The sequence below is a fragment of the Streptosporangium longisporum genome, assembly GCF_039534895.1.
In the GTDB taxonomy this organism is placed as follows: Bacteria; Actinomycetota; Actinomycetes; order Streptosporangiales; family Streptosporangiaceae; genus Streptosporangium; species Streptosporangium longisporum.
In genome coordinates, this window is the sequence record NZ_BAAAWD010000014.1 from 547,825 (window position 1) to 570,723 (window position 22,899).

Genomic DNA, 22,899 nt, shown 5'->3' on the forward strand with positions numbered 1-22,899 from the left:
AGAATGAAGCATGTGCTGAAGGGCGACGGCCATCTGAGCCATGACCTTGACCCCCACGACCTGCCTCCGAAGGACGCATGTGGCGTCTTCGGGGTCTGGGCCCCTGGGGAAGAAGTCTCCAAACTCACCTACTACGGGCTGTACGCGTTGCAGCACCGCGGCCAGGAGTCCGCGGGCATCGCGGTCAGTGAAGGCAGCAGAATCCTCGTCTACAAGGACATGGGCCTGGTGGCCCAGGTCTTCGACGAGTCCGTGCTCGGAACCCTCCGCGGCCACCTGGCGATCGGCCACTGCCGCTACTCGACCACCGGGTCCAGTGTCTGGGAGAACGCGCAGCCCACGCTGAGCTCGACCGACGGCGGCGGGCTCGCGCTCGCCCACAACGGCAACCTGATCAACACCCCGGAGCTGGCCCGGCGCCTGGCACCGGGCTCCACCCGGGCGACCACCGACACCGAGGTGCTGGCGGCGCTGCTGGCCCAGGACCGCGGCCGGTCCGTCGACGACGCGGCCGCGCAGCTCCTCCCGCAGGTCAGGGGCGCCTACTCGCTCGTCTTCATGGACGAGAAGACGCTGTACGCGGCCCGTGACCCGCAGGGCGTGCGCCCGCTGGTCCTCGGACGCCTGGAGCGCGGCTGGGCGGTCGCCTCGGAGACCGCGGCCCTGGACATCGTGGGCGCCACGTTCGTCCGCGAGATCGAGCCGGGCGAGCTGATCACCATCGACGAGCGCGGGGTGCGTTCGCGCAGGTTCGCCCTGTCCGAGCCCAAGGGCTGCCTGTTCGAGTACGTCTACCTGGCCCGTCCGGACACCACGATCGCCGGGCGCGGCGTGCAGAGCACCCGCGTCGAGGTCGGCCGGGTGCTGGCCCGCGAGCACCCGGTCGAGGCCGACCTGGTCATCCCCACGCCCGAGTCGGGCACCCCCGCCGCCGTCGGCTACGCCGAGGCGAGCGGGATCCCGTACGGTCAGGGGCTCGTCAAGAACTCCTACGTGGGCCGGACCTTCATCCAGCCGTCCCAGACGATCCGCCAGCTGGGCATCCGCCTGAAGCTCAACCCGCTGAGGGAGGTCGTCGCGGGCAAGCGCCTGGTGGTCGTGGACGACTCCATCGTGCGGGGCAACACGCAGCGGGCGATCGTCAAGATGCTCCGCGAGGCGGGTGCCGTCGAGGTCCACGTCCGGATCTCCTCCCCGCCGGTCAGCTGGCCCTGCTTCTACGGCATCGACTTCGCCACCCGGGCCGAGCTGATCGCCGGCTCGCTCGGCGTGGAGGAGATCCGCGCCTCGCTGGGCGCCGACTCGCTGGGCTACATCTCCCTGGAGGGCCTGACCGCGGCCACCACGATCCCGGCCGACCGGCTCTGCCGCGCCTGCTTCGACGGGAACTACCCGATCCCCATCGACCAGGACAACGTGGGCAAGTTCGTGCTGGAGGCCAAGCTGTGAGCCGCGCCCGGGCCCGGAAGGGCCGGGCCGCCCGCCCGAGGAGAGACGCCCGATGACCAGTTACGCGACCGCCGGGGTGGACATCGAGGCGGGCGAGCGCGCCGTCGAGCTGATGAAGGAGAAGGTCGCGCGGTCGCGCCGGCCCGAGGTGGTGGACGACCCCAGCGGCTTCGCCGGTCTCTTCGACGCCTCGGCCCTGCTGTCGTACCGGCGCCCGCTGCTGACCAGCTCCACCGACGGCGTCGGCACCAAGGTCATGCTGGCCCAGCGGCTGGACAAGCACGACACGATCGGGATCGACCTGGTCGGCATGGTCGTCGACGACCTGGTGGTCTGCGGCGCCGAGCCGCTCTTCATGACCGACTACATCGCCTGCGGCAAGGTCGTGCCCGAGCGGATCGCCGAGATCGTCGGCGGTGTCGCCGAGGGCTGCCGGCTGGCCGGCTGCGCGCTGATCGGCGGCGAGACGGCCGAGCACCCCGGTGCCATGGGCGCCGACGAGTACGACCTCGCGGGGGCCGCCACCGGCGTGGTGGAGGCCGACGCGATGCTCGGCGGGCACAGGGTCCGCGAGGGCGACGTGGTCCTCGCCCTGGCCTCCTCGGGCGTGCACTCCAACGGCTACTCGCTGGTCCGGCACATCATCGCGAGCGCCGGCCTCTCGCTGGAGGCCGAGGTGCCCGAGCTGGGCAGGACGCTGGGCGAGGAGCTGCTGGAGCCGACCAGGATCTACTCGCTCGACTGCCTGGAGCTGGCCCGCACGGTCGAGGTGCACGCGTACGCGCACATCACCGGCGGCGGCCTGGCGGGCAACCTGTCCCGTTCGCTGCCGTCCGGGCTGGACGCGGTCCTGGACCGCTCGTCCTGGACGCCCCCGGCCGTCTTCGAGGTGCTCGCCGGGCACGGCGGGGTGGACCGGGACGACATGGACCGGACGTTCAACCTGGGCGTGGGCATGGCGGCGATCGTCCCCGCGGAGGCCGTGGACGCGGCCCTGGCGCTGCTGGGCGGGCGGGACCTGCCGGCCTGGGTGCTGGGCGAGGTCGTGCCGGGCACCGGCCGGGCGCGCTTCAGCTGATCCCGGAGCGGTCCCCGAGCGGCCTCGGAGCGCTCCCGGAGCGGCGATCCGGGAGTGCCCGGGGACGGCGAAAGGCGCTCCGGGTGACCCGGAGCGCCTTCTGTCACCGATCACGGACCGCCGGACGAGAAGAACACCCGGCGGCCGTTCACCGCCGGGTGTCCCGCATCACCGCTGATCTGGAAGCCGCCTAGCGGCGGCCGGAGGGCCCGTCGTCGCGGTCGTCACCGGCGCCGAAGTCCTCGGCGTAGTCGGCGTACCGCTCCGCCAGCTCGTCGTAGGCGTCGTTGGAGTCGTCGTCGTGGTTGGAGTCGTCTCTGACTCCGAGCTCGTCGCGAAGACGCTCAAGATCAGTGCCACCGCTGTTGTACTTCAGCTGGCGAGCAACCTTGACCTGCTTGGCCTTTGCTCGGCCGCGCCCCATTGGCTCGACCCCCTCGTGTGGGGTCGTGCCCGACCCCTCGTCGCTAACGCACCACGCGCTGACGCACCTGACTTGAGCGTCAGCTCTCGTTCGCCTACAACCGTACCCGTTTTACGCCCGGCTCGGTACGCCGTATGGGCGTGTGGGGCTAGTGGCCTAGCCAAATGCCCCTGATTCGCCCGACTTCCGACATTCTGCGCTCGGCTAGCCTATCGGCTGCGACGGCCGGAGGTACGCCATCCTCCGCCGCGCTGGAGAAGATCTTGAGAGTCGTGTCGTAGATCTGGGTGGCCTTTGCCCGCGCCCGGTCCATGTTGAATCCCTCGATCTCGTCGGCGACCTGGATGACCCCGCCGGCGTTGACCACGTAGTCGGGCGCGTAGAGGATCCCGCGGTCGGCGAGCTGCTTCTCCACGCCGGGGTGACCGAGCTGGTTGTTGGCCCCGCCGCAGACGACCGTGGCGCTCAGCCGGGCCACGGTGTCGTCGTCCAGCGCCCCGCCGAGAGCGCACGGCGCGTAGACGTCGAGGGCCGACGCGGTCAGCTCCAGCCGGTCGGCGACCACCCGCACCTGCGGGTGGCGCCCGACGAGCCGCTCCACGGCCCGCTCGCTCACGTCGCAGACCACGACCTCGGCCCCGTCCTCGACCAGGTGGTCGACCAGGCGGTGGCCCACCTTGCCCACCCCCTCCACGCCGACCCGGCGGCCGCGCAGCGACGGGCTGCCCCAGGAGTGCTCGGCCGCGGCGCGCATGCCCTGGAACACGCCGTAGGCGGTCAGGATCGACGAGTCGCCCGCGCCGCCGTGGGCCAGCGTGCGGCCGGTCACGTAGGAGCTCTCGCGGGCCACGACGTCCATGTCCTCGCTGTAGGTGCCGACGTCGCACGCGGTGAAGTAGCGGCCCCCCAGCGACTGGACGAAGCGGCCGTAGGCCCGCAGCAGCGCCTCGCTCTTGTCCGCCGCCGGGTCCCCGATGATCACGGCTTTGCCGCCGCCCAGGTCGAGCCCGGCGAGGGCGTTCTTGTAGGCCATCGCCCGCGAGAGGTTGAGCACGTCCGCCAGCGCGGCCTGCTCGCTCTCGTACGGGTAGAACCTGGTGCCGCCCAGGGCCGGGCCGAGGGCGGTGTTGTGGATGGCGATGATCGCGCGCAGGCCGCTGCGCTCATCGGAGCAGAAGACGACCTGCTCGTGTCTGGTCTGGCCGGTTACCGAGCCCGCGTCCTTGTGGGACAGCCCGAAGACGTCGGTCACTGTGGTGACTCCCAGTCGTTCGTTACCACCGCACCGTCGCGGCGGAGATCACCCTCAGCGTAACCACCCTCCGGCCTGGGGACGATTCCCGCACCGGCCCGTCTCAGTGTCCGAGACGGCACCCGCCCGGGGCCTCCGGCTACGGACAACGACCCGCGCTTCGTGACACGATGCGGTCGTGCTGCCCTACGCCGCTTACCTCCGCGTCTACGAACCGCTGGCCGCGTTCGCCCCGGCGGAGCGCGCCTCCTGGGCCGCCTACGCCGAGGCGACCGACCGGCCGCGCCGGGCCGGCGCCCTGCACGCCGAGCACGGCGAGGCGGTGCGCCGCCTCCTCGGGGTGCCCCCGGCACCGGCGCCCGCCCAGGAGAGCCCCAACGCCTATCTGAGGCGCGTGGAGGACGTCCTGTACGTCTGCCCCTGGCAGAGCAGGCTGCGGTCCTGGCTGGCCTTCTCGCGCTTCCGCGGCGCGACCCCGCCCAAGCTGATGGAGCGGTTCGTCCCGGCCGCGGTGGCCGCGCAGACGGCCGACGACTTCGACCGGTTCAAGCGCCGCACCGACTCGGCCGCGCTGCGCACCCACATCCGCGGCTCCACCTGGCACGTTCCGACCTCGTGGTTCGTCCCCTTCGACGGCAACGAGCGCTGGCTGGTCATCGACGGGCCCGGGGACCAGCAGGGCCAGGAGGGCACCACCACCACGCGCAACCTGATCTACGTCACGTCCATGGCCCACGCCCGGCGCCGGAGCGCCCGCGCCCTGCAGATCATCAGGAGGCAGGTGGGCGAGGTCCCGGTCACCGGCGAGGTGGAGGACGTGGCGCGCTGGCTGGAGGAGTTCCACCCCCACTCGCTGGTCGAGCTCGACTACGGGGGCATCGTCAACCTGATGGACGACGAGACGCTCCAGGCCGACGAGTCGGTGGCGGAGCTCGCCGCGGCGCTGACGGGTCTGGAAAAAGGCGAGGAAGAACTGGCGTTCGCCATGTATCAGCGCGTCATTCTCCGCTGGAGATCAATACAACTTCTCGAATCAGCAAACTGAGTCGCAAATCCACCCTTCGACCTGCGTAAGTAGATCCGTCGATGACCGGGGATGCACCTACGAACTGAGTAGTTTGCCGTTTTCACTGCGATACCACGAAACGTGTCGCTAGAATCACCGAGCGTGACCACAACAGGTGTACAAGAGAGATGAGTCGCTCAAAGGCTCGCCAATCGCTCTACGTGGCTGTATGGTCACATCGGGTGATGCCGCATATGGCCCAAACAGCCGCACGCATGGGCCATAGGCGGACATCCGTGACAAGCGTCAAGTCGCAGGATCGCTGTCGCCGGTCCACATGGAGGAGAGGCCGCACAAATGTCAGCTCGTACACCCGAGGCAGAGCCGCTGCTCACCCCGGCGGAGGTCGCAACCATGTTCCGGGTCGATCCCAAGACCGTGACCCGGTGGGCGAAGGCGGGCAAGTTGACGTCCATCCGCACCCTGGGTGGGCACCGCCGGTACCGGGAGACCGAGGTTCGCGCGCTGCTGGCGGGGATTCCGCAACAGCGCTCAGAGTAAGACGGGGGCCGTTACCGACCTAGGGGGATTGGTGCGCGCTCACCACGTGAGCGCGCAGGCCACAGATTCGTGGGGAGCGGCGCCGCCCGCCCGGCGCCGCCCCGGCACGCGTTCCGCGAAGAACACGCGCTCACGCCCGACGGTCCTCACACCGTGACGGGCACCCGTCCCAGGGGGGACGGGCCGACGCGAGCGGGACGGGACCGCGGCGAGGCCACAGGGCGGAACCGCGGGGCGAGACCGGACGGGACGCGTCCGGGACGGGACCGGAGGGCGATCGCGCGCGCCGGGGATCAGCCGGATCCGGCCGGCCGGTCCGCCTCCAGATCGGCCAGCAGCCGGGCGACCTGGGCGTCGTGCCGTGCCGCCGCCCCGAGCAGCGCCACCATCTGGTCGATCAGCAGACGCTCCAGCCCGGGCCGCCCGACGTCGCGGTGCTCCAGCCAGTCCAGGCCCGCGGTCTCGACCGAGGCGATCCACGAGCGCAGCGTGATGCGCAGCACCGGCCCCGGCTCGTCGACCCGCATCTGCTTCATGATCAGACGGAACAGCCGCTGCCGGACGGAGTCGACGATCTCGCCGATCTCACCGCTGCGGTTGGCGGGGCCGCCCCGCAGCAGCGCGGCGAACCCCGCGGCGTGCTCCTCGACGAAGTCGAAGTAACGGGTCAGGCCCTCCGCCATCTCCTCCAGCGGGCGCCCGTCCTGGTGCGGCCGCAGCCGCGCCTCCAGCTGGGCCGCGGCGCTCTTCAGCGCGGCGACGTACAGCTCCTGCTTGCCGCCGAAGTAGTGGTAGACCAGGGCCCGTGACGCGCCCGCCGCAAAGGCCACGTCGTCGATCGACACGTCCTCGGCGTCATGCCGGCTGAACAGCTCCAGGGCCGCCATCATGAGTTCCTCACGACGCCGGTCCACGCTGAGCCTGCGCCGTGCCGGTCGCGCGCCGCCCGCCGCAGGTCTCGCCTGCTCGGCGGCTCCGGATGTCGAACCCACACCGTGCACACTAGCGGAGCCGACACGCGCGGCGGTGAGGTCAAGATCGGAGTTCCCTCGCGCCGAGGCCGTACCCCATTCGGAACTCGATCGTTTTGAGTGACAGGTGCCCATCCACCATCCCGGGGGAGAGCCATGTCAGGACCGCCGGTCAACACCACCGTCACCCGAGCCCGCGAGTTCACCGCGCCCGTCTTGTCCGACGGGGGCGGGGGACCACGCCCCAGACCCACGATCCGCAACGTGGCAGAACGAGCCGGTGTCTCCAAATCACTGGTCTCGCTCGTGCTGCGCGGCTCGCCGCACGTCAGCGAGCACCGCCGCCAGGCCGTGCTCCAGGCCGCCAGAGACCTCGGCTACCGGCCCAACGCGGTCGCGCGCAGCCTGGTCGAGGGCCGTACCCACCTGGTCGGGGCCCTCGTCGCCGACCTGCACAACCCCTTCTACGCCGAGTTCCTGGACGGCCTGCAGGAGAGCCTGCACGGCGACGGGCTGAGGCTCCTCATCGGCAACAGCCAGTGGGACCCCGCCTTCGAGGACGAGGCGGTCGAGGCCTTCCTCGAACTGCGCGTCGACGGGCTCGTCCTGCTCGGCATCGCGCCCACCAGCGGCACGCTCGTCGAGGCCACCGGCTACACGCCCACGGTCGTGGTGGGCGAGCGCGACATCGACCTCGGCGGCGTGGACATCGTCGTCGACGACGACCAGCTCGGTGCCCGCCTGGCCGTCGACCACCTGGTGGAGCTCGGCCACCGCAGGATCGCCCACATCGAGGCGACCGGCATCTCCTGCGGGCGTTTTCGCTGCGAGGGCTACCTGGTCGCGATGCGCAGGCACTCCCTGGCCCCGTACATCATGGTCGAGGAGGGCGAGCCCAGCGAGGAGGGCGGCGCGCGCGCGGCCCACAGCCTGCTCACCCGCGACCCCCGGCCCACCGCGATCTTCGCCGCCAACGACCTGGTGGCCATGGGCGTCCTGTCCGCCGCCGCCGAGCTGGGACTGCGCGTCCCCGAGGACCTGTCCGTGGTCGGGTACGACAACATCCGCCGCGCCGGGACCCAGCCGGTCGCGCTGACCACCGTGGACCAGCCACGCCGTGCCATGGGGCGTTCCGCCGCCGCCCTGCTGCACGACCGGATCGGCGACCCCGGCAAGGCCTCGCGCCTGCGTCAGGTCGCCCCCGAGCTGGTCGTACGGCGCAGCACGAGCCCCACGCCGGGGTAAACGGCCTGCCTGGAGCGTTACAGGACGCCCAGGCAGGCTCCATGACCTCCTCAAATCCGGGTCAACATCCCGGACCACGGCGCGCCGCCGGTGTTGACTCCGAGCGAGACGAGGGGGGTAACAATGCGTGATCCGGAACTGGTGTCATGCGCCCAGCGGGCGGCCGCCGAGCTCGAACGGGCGTGGGCCCACTGGCGGGCCACCCGGGGCCGCGGCGGGGACGCGGGGGTCGAGTCCGTGGCCAGCTACGTGGCCCATTCGATCGACCACCCATGGGGGCGTCCCCGCGTGGTCCTCGGCCTGGACGCCGAGGACGCCAGGGAGCTGGCCTCGCTCCTGCAGAAGCAGGAGGTCGGCGAGCACGCCTGGTGACGGACGGAAGGGTCCATATCGCGACAACGGCTGAGCCACGCCGCCAAGCCACGTAAGTTGGGTGGTCGACGACCTACCTTGGGGGCGATGAGCGTGACCGGCAGAGCACTCGCGACGACCCTTGTCCTGTGCGGCCTGGGCGCGGCCGCCTGCGGCGGCACGGGCGACACCGGCGGCGTCGGCGGCGCTGACCTCGCGCGGGAACGCGGACCGGTCCCGGCGGCCGACGCGGGCTCCGGCCCGGCGACCGGGACCTCCCCCGCCGACGATGCGGACGGTGCGGACGCCCCGACGGGCGACGACGCGGCGGACGGCACGGCCGACCCCACGACCGGCACGGCGAGCGATCCCGCGGTGAGCCCGGCGAGCCGGACCGCCGGCTCCAGGCCGCTCACCGGCAAGGTCGTGGTCGTCGACCCCGGGCACAACGGGCAGAACTACCGCCACCCCGCGGAGATCAACAAGAAGGTCAACGTGCTGACCCAGTGGAAGGCGTGCGACACCACGGGCACCGCCACCGCGAACGGCTACAGCGAGGCGGCCTTCACCTGGGACGTCTCCCAGCGTCTGACCGCGATCCTCAAGAGCCGCGGCGCGACGGTCAAGCTGACCCGCGCGAACAACTCCGGTGTCGGCCCGTGCATCACCCAGCGGGCCGCGATCGGCAACCGGGCCCGGGCGGACGCGGCGATCTCGGTCCACGCCGACGGGTCGGGCACCGCGAACCACGGCTTCCACGTGATCATGCCGAGGAAGATCGGCGGGCCGGTGGACCCGGTGGTCGGGGCCTCCAAGCGGCTCGGCCTGAGCGTGCGGGACGCCTTCCGGCGCGGCACCGGCCTGGCGTACTCGACCTACATCGGCCGGCAGGCCCTGGACTACCGCAACGACCTCGGCGGCCTGAACCTCTCCACGGTCCCCAAGATCTTCATCGAGTGCGGCAACATGAAGAACCCCGCCGAGGCCGCCAAGTTCCAGCGGGCGGCGTTCCGGCAGAGGGTCGCGCTCTCCCTGGCGGACGGGCTCCAGGCGTACCTGAGGTAGCGGCTCGCCGGCGCTCGCGCGGGGCGGCCCGGACTGCCCGGACGGCTCGCGCGCGTCGGGTCGCCGGCCGGTTCACCCGGAGCGGCCCGGACGGCTCGCCGGGGGACGGGGCGTCGCGGACGTGCGGACGCGCGGGCCGTGGGGCCGCCGAGGCCGGTGGGGCGTGCCGGGAATGGCGGGGCGTGGAGTGACTTGACATGATCTGACCATGACCGATCTCCTGCCGCTCCCCTCGGCCGTCACGGCCGCCGACGCCCGCGTGGACCTTCCCCTCGGGCTCACGGTCTCCGGCCCCGCCGAACCGGTCGCCGCGCTCCGGCTCGCGCTGGCGGTGCTCGACCCGGTTCCCGGCGAGGCGCGTTCCGGGGAGGCGCGTTCCGGCGAGGCGGGGACGATCACGGTGGAGACGGACCCGGCGCTCGGGCGTGAGGCGTACACGATGGAGGTGGCGGCCGGCGGGGTGCGGATCACGGCCGGGGACCGGGCGGGGGCCTTCTACGCGGGCCAGACGCTGCGGCAGCTGCTCCCCGACGCGGCGTTCCGCGCGGCGGCCGGCGGCCCCGGTGGTCCCGGCGGCCCCGGTGGTCCCGGTGGCGCGGGAGGCCCTGGGGGTGCGGTCTGGAGCGTGCCGGCGTGCCGGGTGCGGGACGCGCCCCGGTTCTCCTGGCGGGGGGTGCACCTGGACGTGGCGCGGCACTTCCTGCCCCGGCGCGAGGTGCTCAGGATGATCGACCTGATGGCGGCGCACAAGCTGAACCGCCTGCACCTGCACCTGGTCGACGACCAGGGTTGGCGGGTGGAAAGCCGGGCGCACCCGCGGCTGCACGAGGTGGGCTCGCACCGGCCGCGCACGGTCGTGGGCCACCACCGGGAGGCGCCCGCCTTCGACGACGTCCCGCACGGCGGGTTCTACACGCTGGACGACCTGGCCGAGATCGGCGCCTACGCGCGGGCGCGGGCCGTGACGGTGGTTCCCGAGATCGACGTGCCGGGGCACGCCTCGGCGATCCTCGCGGCCTACCCCGAGCTGGACGCCCGCGCCACCGGCGGGCGCCGCCCCGAGCCCCACCGGGTGCTGGAGCGCTGGGGCATCTCCCCCGCGATCCTGTCCCCCCTGCCGGAGACCGTCGCCTTCCTGACCGACGTGTTCGACGAGATCCTCGGGGCGCTGGGCGAGACCCCGTACGTCCACGTCGGCGGGGACGAGTGCGTGCTCGACGACTGGGCCGCCTCCCCCGAGATCGTCGCCTACCAGGCGGAGCTCGGGCTGGGGAGCCCGGCCGAGCTGCACGCCTGGTTCCTGCGGCGGCTGGCGGACGTGCTGGCCGAGCGCGGCAGCCGGGCGGTGGTGTGGGACGAGGCGTTCGTCAGCGGCATGCTCAGGCCCGACACGATCGTGATGCCCTGGCGGGGGCCCGGCGTGGCCAGGCGTGCCGCCGCGGCCGGGCACGACGTGGTGCAGACCCCGGTGTTCCCGCTCTACTTCGACTACGCCGAGGAGTCCTCCGAGCGCGAGCCGATCGCCATCGGCGACGCGATCACCGTGGCGGACGTGGCGGCCTACCGGCCCGCTCCCGGGGAGTGGACCCCGGCCGAGCGCGAGCGCGTGCTCGGCGCGCAGTTCCAGCTCTGGAGCGAGCGGCTGCCCGACGCGCGCGCGGTGGACTACCGGGCCTGGCCCCGGGGGTGCGCGCTGGCCGAGGTGGCCTGGTCGGGGGGTGCCGGGGACGGTTTCGACTCCCGGCTCCGGGCCCACCTGGGCCGCCTCGACGCGCTCGGCGTGGAGTACCGGCCGCAGGACGGCCCGCGTCCCTGGCAGACCGGCGGGGCGGGCCCCCGGCGCCATCGCCCGGGGGTCGTCCGCGTGGACGAGGCCATGAGGCACCTGGAGGAGATGACCCACGAGGCCGACTCCACCCGTCCCAGCGTCTGAGGCCCGGCCCGCCGCCCGTCCCTCCCGCCTGTCCCTTCCGCCCGGACGGGACGGGTCAGGCGGAGGCCACCTGGTAGCCGGCCTCCTCGATGGCGGCGCGGACGGCCGCGTCCTCAGGCGCGTCGCCCGAGACCTCGACCCGGCCGGTCTCCAGATCGACCTCGACACCGGTGACGCCGGCGACCTCGCCGACCTCCTCCTTGACCGAGCTCACGCAGTGGCCGCAGGTCATGCCGGTGACGGTGTACGTGGTCACGCTCATCGTTCCTCCAATGTCCTGAGATTACCCTCCCAGGGTATATGCCCGGCCGCGACGGCGCTCGGGCGGATCGAGGCGATCGGCGGGAGGGACGGAGCGGGACGGTCGCGGGGCCGTACCGGAACGTTGCAGAAGGGCCGGCCCGGCCGGAAAGGGCGGTCAGGCGCAGGGACGGCGGGGACGGCCCGCCCTCGGGCGGGCCGTCCGTGGCGGAAGGGGACGTCAGGCCGCGGTGCGGCCGATGATCTCGCGCAGGTCGCTCACGCCCTGGCGGCGGAGCCTGCGGGCGAGCCCGCGGTGGATCCGGTACGCCCACAGCGGCCCCTCGTAGACCAGGGCGCTGTATCCCTGGACCAGGGTGGCCCCGGCGAGCAGGCGCTCCCAGACGTCGTCCGCGTCCTCGACCCCGCCGACGGAGACGAGCACCAGGCGGTCGCCCACCCGGGCGCGCAGCCTGCGCAGCACCTCCAGGGACCGCGCCTTCAGGGGGCGGCCGGACAGACCGCCGCTCTCCCGCACGGCGTCACGGCCAGCGGGCCGCTCCGGGGCGGTCAGCGCCTCCCGGTCGACCGTGGTGTTGGTGGCGATGATGCCGTCGAGCCCGATCTCCAGCGCCAGGTCGGCGACCGCGTCCACGTCGGCGTCCGCCAGGTCCGGGGCGATCTTGACCAGCAGCGGGGTGCGCTTGGGGGTGGCGTCGGCCACCTTCTTCACCGCCCGCAGGAGCGGTTCCAGCAGCTCCACGGCCTGCAGGTCGCGCAGCCCCGGCGTGTTGGGCGAGCTGACGTTGACGACCAGGTAGTCGGCCAGCGGGGCCAGGGCCGTGGCGCTGGCCACGTAGTCCTCGACGGCCCCGGACTCGGGGACGACCTTGGTCTTGCCGATGTTGACACCGACGATCGCCGGGACGCCCCGGGACCTGCGCAACCGGCGGGCCGCGGCGCTCGCGCCGTCGTTGTTGAAGCCCATCCGGTTGATGATCGCCCGGTTGCCGGCGAGGCGGAACAGCCGGGGCCGGGCGTTGCCGGGCTGGGCGTGGGCGGTGATCGTGCCCACCTCGACGTGGCCGAACCCGAGCGCGGACATGGCCTCCACGCAGCCGGCGTCCTTGTCGAAGCCCGCGGCCAGGCCGAACGGCCCGGGAAAGTGCACGCCGAAGGCCCGCACGCGCAGCGCGGGGTCGCGCGGCGCGAGGCGGCGGTGGACCAGCCGCCTGACCACGGGCGTCACGGAGAGGAGACGGAGCGCGCGGACCGTCAGACGGTGCACGTCCTCCGGGTCGAGGCGGCTGAGGACCTGCGAGAAGACGAATCGATACATCACCGATCAGGTTAGTGCCCCGGCGAGGTGCAGGTCGCGCCGGCCACCTCTCCCGGGTACCTGATCACCAGGTGGGACGCGAAGCCGAGCAGTCCGAGCAGCCTCAGCACCGGCCTCGACGGGCGCAGGACGACCAGCTCCCGGCCCAGGCCGCGCAGGTGCTCGTCGGCGCCGAGCAGGGCCCTGGCGCCCGCGCAGTCGAGGAAGGACACGTGCGCCAGGTCGAGCTCGACGGTCGCCGCGCCGATCCCGCCGGGCTCACCGGACCCGCCGGGTCCGGTGAGCATCCGCCGCAGCTCCGCGCCCGCGGCCCGGTCGAGATCCCCGTAGACGGTGATCTCCACCCTGCCTCCGGGGACGTCGGGCGACGTGAGCAGGATCACCGCAGTTCGCCCGCTCCCTCTCCGAGCACCTCGGCCGCGAGGTCGGCGACGCGGCGCCGGCTGTCACGGGCCTGCTTGCGCAGGCCGGTGAACGCCTGGGTGGCGGTCAGGTCGTGCTTTCCCATCAGGTAACCGATCGCCCGCTCGATGATCACGCGGTAGTCGAGGGCGTACTGCAGCTGGTCGGCCAGGGCGCTCTTCTCCTCCGCGGCCATCGTGGCGGTGAGCAGCTGCTCGATCACGTCGGCGTAGCCGTAGAGGGCCTGGACGTCCGACTCGTCCCACTCGTAGAAGGTGGACTGGTAGACGTTCAGCGTGCCCACCGGCTCACCGCCCAGCCGCACCGGCACCCCGGCCACCGCCCGCACCTCCGGGTGCAGCCGGTCGGCCAGCTTCGGCCAGCGCGGATCGACGTGCACGTCACTGGAGGTCACCGCGCAGTTCTCCTGGTACGCCGAAACACAGGGCCCCTGCCCGAGATGCAGTTGCGCGCCCTCAAGACTGCGGCCACGGTCGTCGGTGGCCACCAGGTAGCGCAGGGCCCTGCCCTCCTCGGCGAACATCAGCCCGGCACCCGCGTATCCGAACAGCGAGTTCACCACGTCCACGGCCCGCTCCAGCTGATGGACTATGCCTGTGGCGGGTGCGGTCGCCTGAAGGCTCCTCAAGCTCGCGACCAGCGCTTCCGGATCAATATGAGTCATCTGCGGGGCGCCTTTCAGCGTCGAGCCGGTTACTTGACATGCACACTACGACTTCCCGAAAATGGGACTTTCATGGATCGCGACCGGAAGGTCCCTGTCGGGCCCGTCGGGTCGCCCGCCGATCCGCGCCGGCGCCACAGGCCGCTCACGGCCGATCCGATCAGGGATATCCGGAGCGCCGATCGGCCGCTCCCCCGCCCCTCGGCACACCGGAGACACCGAGGACGCCGAGGACACCGAGGACGCCGGAGCCCCCGGAGACGCCGGGGACATCCGGAACACCGACACCGACACCGAGGGCACGGCACGTCGCCGAGGGCGTGGCGCGAAGGCCCGCGAGGGCGCTCGACGCGCGCCGGGCGGGCTCGAAGAGGTCGGAGACCTGAGTCATGGGCGGGCTTCCTGCATGCCGAGGGAGCTCCGCGGACGCAGGGCGGAATGATCTGCGACCAGAGCCTAGTGCTGCCCGATGATTCCGGCCAAGCCGTTCCCCACCTTGGGTGACCGCCGTCGGCGAAGGACCCCGCGCGGGTGCCGGGTGACGGCCTCGCCGGGACGGGCCGCCCGCCGTCCGGCGTACCGTCCCGCGTACCGGAAGGATCGGGAGATCGGGAGATCCGGGAATCGGGAAAGCGGGGAAAGCGGGGAAGAGGTCCGGGCGGCGGTGTCCGATCGGGGCGGGGGTGCTCGTAGTACGGGTGAGCGGTCGCCCGCCGGGGGCGTTCCCGACGTACAGGAGACGATGCGAGATGCAGTACCTGATTTCCGTGATCAACGACTCGACCGACCTCGCCACCCCGGAGGAGGACGCCGCGATCGACGTGTTCAACGACCGGCTCCGGGCCGAGGGCCACTGGGTCTTCGCCGGTGGCCTCGGCGGGCCCGACACGGCCACGGTGATCGACAACCGCGGCGAGGAGGCGTTGTTCAGCGACGGGCCCTTCGTGGAGTCGAAGGAGTTCCTCGTCGGCTTCTGGATCATCGAGGCCCCCGACCTCGACGTGGCGCTCAGGCTGGCGTCCGAGGGGTCGAGGGCCTGCAACCGGAAGATCGAGGTGCGGCCGTTCCTGTGAGCGGGACCGACGTCCGGGACGCGATCACCCGGGCCCACCGCGAGGAGTGGGCCCGGGTGGTCGCCGCCCTGACCAGACGTTTCGGTGACCTCGACATCGCCGAGGAGGCGGCGGCCGAGGCGTTCTCGGCCGCCGTCGAGCGGTGGCCGGCCGACGGCGTTCCTCCCAACCCCGGCGCCTGGCTGACCATGACCGCCAACCGCAAGGCCATCGACCGGGTCCGGCGCGAGAGCAGGCGCGGCGGCAAGCACGAGGAGGCCCGGATGCTGTACGACGACGCCCCGCCCGAGCCGCTCGGCGTCATCGACGACGAGCGGCTCCGGCTGATCTTCACCTGCTGTCACCCGGCGCTGGCGACGGAGGCCCGGGTGGCGCTGACGCTGCGCATGGTCGCCGGTCTGACCGTGGCCGAGATCGCCCGCGCCTTCCTGGTGCAGGAGAGTGCCATGGGCCGGCGGATCACCCGCGCCAAGACCAAGATCAAGGTGGCCCGCATCCCCTATCGGGTGCCGTCCGGGCAGGACCTCCCCGCGCGCGTGTCCGGGGTGCTGGCCGTCCTCTACCTGGTCTTCAACGAGGGCTACCTGGCGACCGGCCCCGGCACCGACCCGGTGCGCCACGACCTGACCACCGAGGCGATCCGGCTCACCCGCATGATCCGTGCCCTCATGCCGGCCGACGGTGAGGTGGCCGGGCTGCTGGCGCTGATGCTGCTCACCGAGGCCCGCCGGGAGGCCCGGGTCTCGGGCGGCGGCGAGCTGGTCGCCCTCTCCGAGCAGGACCGCGGGGCCTGGGACGCGGCGCTGATCACCGAGGGCCACCGGCTGGTACGCGAGCGCCTGGCCGCCGCCGCCACCGGGGCGGTCCCGGGCCGGTACCAGATCCTCGCGGCGATCAACGCCGTGCACACCTCCGCCCGTGACGTACGCGACACCGACTGGTCGCAGATCGTCGCCCTCTACGACCGGCTCGTCCGCCTGGACCCCTCGCCGATCGTGGCGCTCAACCGGGCCATCGCGGTCGCCGAGCTCGACGGCCCGCAGGTGGCGCTGGCGGCCGTCGACCGTCTCGGGGACAGGCTGGCGGGCTACCACGCCTACCACGTGACGCGCGCCGACCTGCTGCGCCGGCTGGGCCACGGCCTGCGGTCGCGCGCGGCCTACGACAGGGCCGTCGAGCTGGCGGGCAACACCGCCGAGATCGCCTACCTGACGCGCCGCCGCGACCAGCTGGGGCGGCCCCCGTCCGGCGGCGGCCGATGACCGGCCACGGACGAACCGGTCGCCGGGCCGTCACGGTACGGCCGTGCCCCCCGTCCACGCCGATCGGGAAGAGCGGCCGCGCCGTCTTGGCCGCCGCCCCCGCGCCGGGCCCGCACGCCGCCTCCAGCAGGTGGTCCCCGATCGCGAAGTCGATGGCGTGCGTGACCGGAACGCCGTTCTCGTCGAGCCGCTGGTAATTCCTCAGGTTGATGCCGAAGGCGAACTGACGGCCGCCGCCGGCATCGGAGAACGCGAAGGTCTGCATGCCGGGGATACTCCCGTCGTGTCCCCAGAACCTGCCGCACGGCAGGTCCAGGGGGAAGATCCCGAGACCGTAGTCGAACACGGCGCCCGAGAACGACCGGATGGGCACGGTCTTCCGCATCTCGGCGAGCAGGGCCGCGTCGAGCAGTTCGCCGCGCAGCAGCAGCCGGAAGAAGCGGCCGAGGTCCTCCATCGTCGAGACGACCGCGGCCGAGGTCCAGCCCCAGGACATGTCGTAGACGCTGTAGTCCCTGGGCGGGTCGAAGAACCCGAAGAGCGCCTCGTACGCCTTGGAGCTCGGCCCGGGCAGGTAGGGCGTGCGCGGGAAGAACGTGTGCCGCAGCCCGGCCTTCCGGAAGACGTGGTCGGTGATGTACCGCTCGGCACTGGTGCCCGTCACCTTCTCCAGCAGCAGGCCGGCGATGACGAAGTTCGTGTTCGAGTACATCCCGGGCGTCACGCCCGGCTGCCCGGTCGCGGGGGCGCCGAGCCCCGCCCGCGCCAGCTCCTCCGGCGCGAAGGTACGGAAGCGGTTGGCGTCCAGGCTCTCGACCGTCGGGAAGATCACCCCGGTGTGGTTGGCGATGTGGCTGGTGTGGTCGAGCAGCATGCGCACGGTGATCCGCTGCCCGCGCTCACCCGGGATCAGATCCGGCAGATAGCGGCCGACGGGGGCGTCGAGCTCGATCGTGCCCCTGCCGACCTGCTGCAACACGGCCACCGCGACGAACGACTTGGTGACGCTCCCGGTCCGGTGCGCCATCTGGGGACGCATCGGGCGGCGGGTCTCGATGTCGGCGACGCCTGCGGCGCCCTTCCAGCTCCGCCGGCCGTCCACGACGTTGGAGTAGATGCCGTACATGCCGGCCTCGTGCACGGCGTCCAGCGTCCGGCGCAGCCGCTGCCGGTCGAGGTCGCCGTCCGCGACGGCGGCCTCGGGGCTCGCCGCGAGCAGCGCGGCGGCCAGGGTCGCGGCTCCCAGCCGCGAGGCGAACGTACCGAATCGACGAATGGTCATGGCGCCCAGCCTGCGTCGTCCGCTCGGGGGACCGGCTTGCTCCGCGGCGCGACTGCCGTAGGCACGCGGTAAGGCGGGCTCACCCGGCGGTAAGGCGGGCTTCACCCACCGCACGCCACCGGCCGCACGGTCCAGGTGATCGACGCGTTCCCGGTCGCCCGTCATCGGGAGCGTCGTGGCGCCGCCCGCCCGATCTCCCCGTCAACACATCGTTGAGCGTTCGGCAAACCGGGACCGACAGGGTGAGCGGTATGAGCACTCTGTCACGTTCAGTCCTGGTCCGGCGGCGGGAGCTGGCGCGCCTGGTCCTGCGCGACCTCGCCCGTACCGGTGACGTCACCCTCCCCGCCCGGTGGGACGAGGAGATCGAGCGGGAGTTCGGCGGGACGGGCGGCCTGCTGGCAGAGCTGAGCCGCCGGTGGTGGACGGCCCGGGCCGCGCGGCTCGACGTGCTCGCCGAGTTCGCCGAATGCGCTGGGCTCACCGGGCTCACCGGGCTCACCGGGCTCACAGGGCTCGCGAAGGTCGGTCCCGGCGGGGACGGACGGGTCCTGGACGACACCGCGGCGCCGTCGTCGCTCCTGGAGGCCGTGCTCGACGCGTACGCGGGTCACCCGGCGCTCGCCGAGGCCGAGTGGCGCCACCACGAGGCGTCCGATCAGGCGATCCGGCGCGGTTCCCGGCGCCGGAAGCCGCCCGGTACCTCCCGCAGGGTGAATATTCACCGGGGAGCGGGTAGCCCTTGACGATGGTCAGATTCATCGAAGGTGGACCCTCATCGTCCCGCCGGGCAGACGATCACTCCGCTGACCTGCGACTGGGTGTACGGCTGACACTGGCCCTGGTGTCCGTGGCGATCCTCGCGGTGCCGTTCGTGGTCCTGCTCGTGCTCGTGCAGACCTCGTCCTCGCCGCTCAAGGACCTCGATGAGGGCGTGGCGCTGGCGTTGCACGCCCATGCCCTGGAGAATCCGGGATACACGACCTTCCTCGCCATCGGGACCGAGGTGTTCGGGCCCTGGACCTGGCGCGTGCTGGTGGTGCTGACCGCGGGCTGGCTCTGGTACCGGGGGGCACCCCGGCTGGCGGCCTGGGCGGTCGCCACGATCACCTTCGGCGGCCTGCTGAACCTGGCGATCAAGGGGATCGTCGACCGCGCCCGTCCCGACCTGCCCCAGCCGGTGGCCTGGGCGCCGGGTGCCTCGTTCCCGTCCGGTCACGCCATGGGCGCGGCACTGGGCGCCTGCATCCTGGTGCTCATCGCGCTGCCGTTCCTGCGGACCCTGGCCGCCCGGCTCGCCCTGTGGGGCGCCGCGGTGGCGGTGATGGTGTTCGTCGCCTACACCCGGGTGGCGCTCGGCGTGCACTGGACCAGCGACGTCATCGCCGGGGTCGCGCTGGGCGTGGTGGTCGTGGTGGGGACGGCGGCCGGGTTCGAGGCCTGGCGCCGGGGCGAGGGACGCAGGCCCGTCGAACCGCACATGGAAGGTGTCGAGCCCGACGCGTTCCGAGAGGACGGTTCGGGGTAGCTGGCGCGCCATGTCGAAAATGTCGGTGGACTTCAAAGGCGTGACACGCCTGATCCTGATGCCGCTGGTCGCCATGGCCGTCCTGACGATCGCCGTCGGCCTCCTCATCACCAAGGTCCTGCAGACGACGACGCTCATCGCCAACGACCGGGGAGTCAACGAGCGGCTGGCCGGTGACCGCACCGAGTACTGGAGTTCGATCACCGACACCCTGTCGGGATTGTCCGACACACCGGTGATCATCGCGGGCACGGCGGTCCTGGTCGTCGTCTTCCGGCTGGTCTTCAAGCGCTGGAACGAGTCGATCTTCCTCGCGCTGGCGGTCTTCTCCCAGTCGGCGATCTTCCTGCTGGCGACCGTCTTCGCCCAGCGCAAGCGTCCCGCCGTCCAGCATCTGGACCCGGCGCCGCCCACCTCCAGCTTTCCCTCCGGGCACACCAGCGCCGCGGTCGCCTTCTACGCCGGCATCGCCCTGGTGCTGATCCTGCACACCCACCGGTTCAAGATTTTGAACGTGGTGTGGGTACTGGTCGGCCTGGGGATCCCGGTGGGCATCGCCTACTCGCGCATGTACCGCGGCATGCACCACCTCAGCGACGTGAGCTGGGGCTTCCTGCTCGGCCTGGTCTGCATCGCGGTGGCCGCCAACGCCCTGCTCCTCAAGCCGGTCGTCTCCGAGCGGAAGAGGAGCCTGCTGCGAACCTGACGCGGGACGGGGGGTTCCCCACCCGCCGGGGCGTTGCGCATGAGACCGTTGTGAAGCAGCGACACCAAGTCCTACATCTGTGACTTCGTGTGGCTCAATGATCGCTCTGTGCTACGAAGTAAGATAGAAACCCCGATAGGGAGATTCAACTCTCCCCTTCGGGGCACGAGCAGCCAGCCGGCCGGACCGTAGAGACGTTCGACGGCTACCCCAAGGAAGGAAGCCGGCCCATGGACCGCCAGTCCGTCGTCTGCCAGAAATGCACGGGTGTTCTTCTCGCCACCGACTCGCGCACCTACACCGCGCAGCGGGGGCGTCTGATCGTCTCCAACGGCTACTGCACCTGCCCGGCCGAGACCCAGGCGCCCGCCGAGCAGGCCCACCGCCAGCAGCAGCCCCAGCCCGCCGACCAGGCGGCCCACCGGCAGCAGCAGCACCGGCCCGTCGCCCAGCAGCAGCAGCACGCGCAGCCCGCGGGGCAGAACTCGATGGTGATCGCCTAGGCGATTCTCTCGGGGAGGGCCCGTGGCGTCGGGGGCATCCGACGGCCCGGCCTCCCCAGGACCCGGCGGCGGACCGAGACACGGTCTCCGCGCTCGCCGGGCCGTAGGGCGCCGCCCGCCGGACCCGCGCCGTCCGGCAGGCCCCGCGTTCGCCCGGCGGAGGTCAGGTCCGCCCGGCGGGCCCGCGGCGCCGTGAGGCCGAGTCAGGCATCGGCCAATCAAGGCCTCGAACCGGATGCCGAGGCACAGAGCAAATGCCAAGCCTCGAACCGGATGCCGAGGTCCGGACCCGGACGTCGAGGCCCGGATCAGGTGCCGAGGCGCGGACCAGGCTCTGAGGCGCGGACCAGGTGTCAGCCGCTGAGGCCCCAGGCCAGGACCACCGACAGGCCACTGGTGGCCAGCAGGCCGACGAGCACCACGATGGCGATCAACCGACGATTCATACCCGGAAGCCTAGCCAGGCGCCCCGGGTGCTCGGGGCGCCCGTACACGTCATGACGTATCCGACGTCGGCCACGCGGGCGGGGCGGGGTGTCCGCTCTCGGCGCGGATGATGTGGATGACCGCGTTGATGAGCGCCAGGTGGGTGAACGCCTGGGGGAAATTGCCCAGATGACGCCCGGTCACCGGGTCGATCTCCTCGGCGTACAGGCCGAGGGCGCTGGCGAAGGAGAGCACCCTCTCGCAGAGCCTGCGGGCGCGGACGTGCTCGCCGATCTCGGTCAGCGCCGAGACGAGCCAGAACGAGCAGATGGTGAAGGTCCCCTCCTCCCCGGTCAGGCCGTCGTCGGTCTCCTTGGTCTCGTAGCGCAGGACCAGCTCGTCGCGGGTCAGCTCGTCGGCGATGGCCAGGACGGTGGCGCGGACCCTCGGGTCGTCGGGCGGCAGGAAGCGCACCAGCGGGATGAGCAGCAGCGACGCGTCCAGGGCGTCGGTGTCGTAGTGCTGGCGGAACACCCCGCGCTCGCTGACGCCGTACTCGCACACGTCGGCGTGGATCTCGTCGGCCACCACCTGCCAGCGGGCGGCCAGCTCCGGGTCCTCCCGCAGGCGGGCGAGCCGCGCACCCCTGTCCACCGCCACCCAGCACATGACCTTCGACGAGGTGAAGTGCTGAGGTTCGCCGCGTACCTCCCAGATGCCCCGGTCGGCCTCCCGCCAGTTGCGGATGGCGGACTCGACCTGCCGCTTCAGGATGGGCCAGATCCGCTCGTCCAGGCGGTCTCGCGAACGGGTGTGGATGTAGAAGGAGTCCAGGACGGCGCCCCAGACGTCGTTCTGGCGGTGCAGGTAGGCGGCGTTGCCGACCCGGACGGGCTTGGCTCCCTCGTACCCGTAGAGGTGGTCGAGGATCTGCTCGTCCAGCTTGGACTCGCCGTCGATGCCGTACATCACCTGGAGTTCCTGGTCCCGTTCCGCGACGTCGGCGATGAACCAGAAGAAGTCGTCGGCCTCCCAGTCGAAGCCCAGCGTGTACAGGCCCCACAGGGCGAAGGTGGAGTCCCTGATCCAGGTGTAGCGGTAGTCCCAGTTGCGGTCGCCGTGCGGGGTCTCGGGCAGCGAGGTGGTCGCCGCCGCGATGAGCGCGCCGGTCGGGGCGAACGTCAGCCCCTTGAGGGTGAGAGCGCTGCGCTCCAGGTAGCTGCGCCAGGGGTGGTCGGGGAAGTCGCCCCTGGCCAGCCAGTGCTGCCAGTGGTGGGCGGTCCACACCAGCCCGTCGTAGGCCTCCTTGAAGGTGTACGGGGGTTCGTGCGCGGTCCACGACAGCGCGCAGAAGCGCGAGTCCCCCTCCTTGAGCAGGGTGCGCGCCGTGGCCCTCCCGCCCTCGAACCCCAGCCGCATGTCGGTGGTGAGCCGCAGCTCCAGGTCCTCCCCGTCCGCGGTCGCGACGCCCTGGTGGTAGCCCCGCTCGCCGTACGACCAGACGGCGGGACGGCGGCCGTAGTCGAAGATCGGCTCGCAGTCCAGGGTGATCTGCACCTCCCCGCTGACGCAGCGGACCGTGCGGAGCAGCACGTGGGAGGCGTCGTAGTCGGTCGGCGCCCTGCGGTGCGTGCGCGAGAGCTCGCTGTCGTGGTGCCAGGGCCCCATGAGGAGCAGGTCCCGCACGACGATCCAGCCGGTGGGCGTGCCCCAGCTGGTCTCAAGGATCATGGTGCCCGGAAGGTAGCGGCGCGCGGCCGGGACCCTCAGGTCGGCGGGACCGAGCCGGAAACCACCCGCTCCCCGGTCCATGAGGGCACCGAAGACACTCGGGGAGTCCATCCGCGGAAGGCAGAGCCACTCGACGTTCCCGCTCGGCGCGACCAGGGCCGTGACCTCGCAGTCGGACAGGAACGCGTAGTCGGCGATGGGTGGGAAGGGGGAGGAACCGGGGAGCGCCCCCGCCGGTGGATCCGCTGTCATGCGCCCTTTCTACCCCGACTTCGCCCAAGAGCACGTCCGAGGTCCGGGAGGTCGTGCCGGATCGCGGGGCCTGTTCCGGGGCCGGGAGCGCGCCGGTCGCCGGGTGCGTCGTGCCTAGCCCAGGCTTTCCGGATC

At 72.1% G+C, this 22,899-nt stretch carries 22 protein-coding genes and 1 pseudogene; 14 read left to right on the plus strand and 9 right to left on the minus strand.

Annotated features, from left to right (window positions below; all coding sequences use genetic code 11):
* The first annotated feature begins 3 nt into the window (after positions 1-3).
* Positions 4-1,449: an amidophosphoribosyltransferase gene (purF, locus tag ABD832_RS25765; protein WP_344899800.1), complete on the plus strand. Its 1,446-nt coding sequence runs from the start codon at positions 4-6 to the stop codon at positions 1,447-1,449.
* A 52-nt stretch (positions 1,450-1,501) separates the two neighbouring features.
* Positions 1,502-2,527 (plus strand): phosphoribosylformylglycinamidine cyclo-ligase, encoded by a 1,026-nt coding sequence (gene purM / locus ABD832_RS25770; RefSeq protein ID WP_344899802.1) that lies wholly within the window; start codon positions 1,502-1,504, stop codon positions 2,525-2,527.
* 190 nt (positions 2,528-2,717) lie between these two features.
* Here the strand turns inward: purM and ABD832_RS25775 are convergent, their stop codons facing one another.
* Together ABD832_RS25775 and ABD832_RS25780 are read right to left on the minus strand one after the other, a co-directional pair.
* Positions 2,718-2,951 carry a DUF3073 domain-containing protein gene (locus tag ABD832_RS25775; RefSeq protein ID WP_344899803.1) on the minus strand — a complete coding sequence of 78 codons (234 nt, stop codon included), beginning with the start codon at positions 2,949-2,951 and terminating at the stop codon, positions 2,718-2,720.
* A 148-nt stretch (positions 2,952-3,099) separates the two neighbouring features.
* Positions 3,100-4,203 (minus strand): Leu/Phe/Val dehydrogenase, encoded by a 1,104-nt coding sequence (locus tag ABD832_RS25780; RefSeq protein WP_344899805.1) that lies wholly within the window; start codon positions 4,201-4,203, stop codon positions 3,100-3,102.
* A gap of 178 nt (positions 4,204-4,381) precedes the next feature.
* Here ABD832_RS25780 and ABD832_RS25785 point away from each other — a divergent pair, with 178 nt between their 5' ends.
* On the plus strand, positions 4,382-5,248 hold the full coding sequence (locus tag ABD832_RS25785; RefSeq protein WP_344899806.1) for a DUF8083 family protein: 867 nt from the start codon (positions 4,382-4,384) through the stop codon (positions 5,246-5,248).
* Between the two features lie 318 nt (positions 5,249-5,566).
* Positions 5,567-5,770: a developmental transcriptional regulator BldC gene (gene bldC / locus ABD832_RS25790; protein ID WP_013133571.1), complete on the plus strand. Its 204-nt coding sequence runs from the start codon at positions 5,567-5,569 to the stop codon at positions 5,768-5,770.
* Positions 5,771-6,063: 293 nt separating this feature from the next.
* On the opposite strand, the gene ABD832_RS25795 is transcribed toward bldC, so the two are convergent.
* Entirely contained in the window at positions 6,064-6,762 is a 699-nt protein-coding gene (locus tag ABD832_RS25795; protein WP_344899808.1) for a TetR/AcrR family transcriptional regulator, read from the minus strand.
* 135 nt (positions 6,763-6,897) lie between these two features.
* On the opposite strand from ABD832_RS25795, the gene ABD832_RS25800 reads away from it, so the two are divergent.
* The 4 genes from ABD832_RS25800 to ABD832_RS25815 all read left to right on the plus strand — a co-directional run bounded on the left by ABD832_RS25800 (position 6,898) and on the right by ABD832_RS25815 (position 11,335).
* On the plus strand, positions 6,898-7,986 hold the full coding sequence (locus ABD832_RS25800) for a LacI family DNA-binding transcriptional regulator (protein WP_399189530.1): 1,089 nt from the start codon (positions 6,898-6,900) through the stop codon (positions 7,984-7,986).
* 123 nt (positions 7,987-8,109) lie between these two features.
* Complete coding sequence (locus ABD832_RS25805) at positions 8,110-8,358, plus strand: hypothetical protein (protein ID WP_344899812.1); 249 nt, start codon at positions 8,110-8,112, stop codon at positions 8,356-8,358.
* Positions 8,359-8,445: 87 nt separating this feature from the next.
* Positions 8,446-9,402, plus strand: coding sequence for an N-acetylmuramoyl-L-alanine amidase (locus ABD832_RS25810; RefSeq protein WP_344899814.1), 957 nt, complete (start codon positions 8,446-8,448; stop codon positions 9,400-9,402).
* A 208-nt stretch (positions 9,403-9,610) separates the two neighbouring features.
* A complete protein-coding gene (locus ABD832_RS25815; protein WP_344899816.1) occupies positions 9,611-11,335 on the plus strand; it encodes a beta-N-acetylhexosaminidase in 1,725 nt (574 codons plus the stop codon).
* A gap of 55 nt (positions 11,336-11,390) precedes the next feature.
* Here ABD832_RS25815 and ABD832_RS25820 read toward each other — a convergent pair whose 3' ends face one another.
* From ABD832_RS25820 to ABD832_RS25835, 4 genes are all read right to left on the minus strand, one after another.
* Positions 11,391-11,597 carry a heavy-metal-associated domain-containing protein gene (locus tag ABD832_RS25820; protein ID WP_344899818.1) on the minus strand — a complete coding sequence of 69 codons (207 nt, stop codon included), beginning with the start codon at positions 11,595-11,597 and terminating at the stop codon, positions 11,391-11,393.
* Between the two features lie 219 nt (positions 11,598-11,816).
* Positions 11,817-12,914, minus strand: coding sequence for a quinone-dependent dihydroorotate dehydrogenase (locus ABD832_RS25825; protein ID WP_344899820.1), 1,098 nt, complete (start codon positions 12,912-12,914; stop codon positions 11,817-11,819).
* Between the two features lie 11 nt (positions 12,915-12,925).
* Positions 12,926-13,297: an STAS domain-containing protein gene (locus ABD832_RS25830; RefSeq protein WP_344899822.1), complete on the minus strand. Its 372-nt coding sequence runs from the start codon at positions 13,295-13,297 to the stop codon at positions 12,926-12,928.
* Positions 13,294-13,905, minus strand: coding sequence for a GAF and ANTAR domain-containing protein (locus ABD832_RS25835; RefSeq protein WP_344899824.1), 612 nt, complete (start codon positions 13,903-13,905; stop codon positions 13,294-13,296). The genes ABD832_RS25830 and ABD832_RS25835 overlap by 4 nt, the downstream gene beginning before the upstream one ends.
* 845 nt (positions 13,906-14,750) lie before the next feature.
* On the opposite strand from ABD832_RS25835, the gene ABD832_RS25840 reads away from it, so the two are divergent.
* Positions 14,751-15,074 carry a YciI family protein gene (locus tag ABD832_RS25840; RefSeq protein WP_344899826.1) on the plus strand — a complete coding sequence of 108 codons (324 nt, stop codon included), beginning with the start codon at positions 14,751-14,753 and terminating at the stop codon, positions 15,072-15,074.
* Entirely contained in the window at positions 15,071-16,336 is a 1,266-nt protein-coding gene (locus tag ABD832_RS25845; RefSeq protein WP_344899828.1) for an RNA polymerase sigma factor, read from the plus strand. The genes ABD832_RS25840 and ABD832_RS25845 overlap by 4 nt, the downstream gene beginning before the upstream one ends.
* Before the next feature lie 247 nt (positions 16,337-16,583).
* Here the strand turns inward: ABD832_RS25845 and ABD832_RS25850 are convergent.
* Positions 16,584-17,783 (minus strand): annotated as a pseudogene (locus tag ABD832_RS25850) (serine hydrolase domain-containing protein); the annotation flags it as partial.
* A gap of 86 nt (positions 17,784-17,869) precedes the next feature.
* Here ABD832_RS25850 and ABD832_RS25855 point away from each other — a divergent pair.
* From ABD832_RS25855 to ABD832_RS25870, 4 genes are all read left to right on the plus strand, one after another.
* The gene (locus ABD832_RS25855; RefSeq protein ID WP_344899830.1) at positions 17,870-18,364 is read left to right on the plus strand and encodes a hypothetical protein; all 495 of its coding nucleotides are present in this window, start codon (positions 17,870-17,872) and stop codon (positions 18,362-18,364) included.
* A gap of 98 nt (positions 18,365-18,462) precedes the next feature.
* A complete protein-coding gene (locus ABD832_RS25860) occupies positions 18,463-19,146 on the plus strand; it encodes a phosphatase PAP2 family protein (protein WP_344899832.1) in 684 nt (227 codons plus the stop codon).
* A 40-nt stretch (positions 19,147-19,186) separates the two neighbouring features.
* A complete protein-coding gene (locus ABD832_RS25865) occupies positions 19,187-19,852 on the plus strand; it encodes a phosphatase PAP2 family protein (protein WP_344899834.1) in 666 nt (221 codons plus the stop codon).
* 230 nt (positions 19,853-20,082) lie between these two features.
* Positions 20,083-20,355 (plus strand): hypothetical protein, encoded by a 273-nt coding sequence (locus ABD832_RS25870; protein ID WP_344899836.1) that lies wholly within the window; start codon positions 20,083-20,085, stop codon positions 20,353-20,355.
* A gap of 495 nt (positions 20,356-20,850) precedes the next feature.
* On the opposite strand, the gene ABD832_RS25875 is transcribed toward ABD832_RS25870, so the two are convergent.
* On the minus strand, positions 20,851-22,764 hold the full coding sequence (locus ABD832_RS25875; protein ID WP_344899838.1) for a glycoside hydrolase family 15 protein: 1,914 nt from the start codon (positions 22,762-22,764) through the stop codon (positions 20,851-20,853).
* Positions 22,765-22,899: the final 135 nt, after the last annotated feature.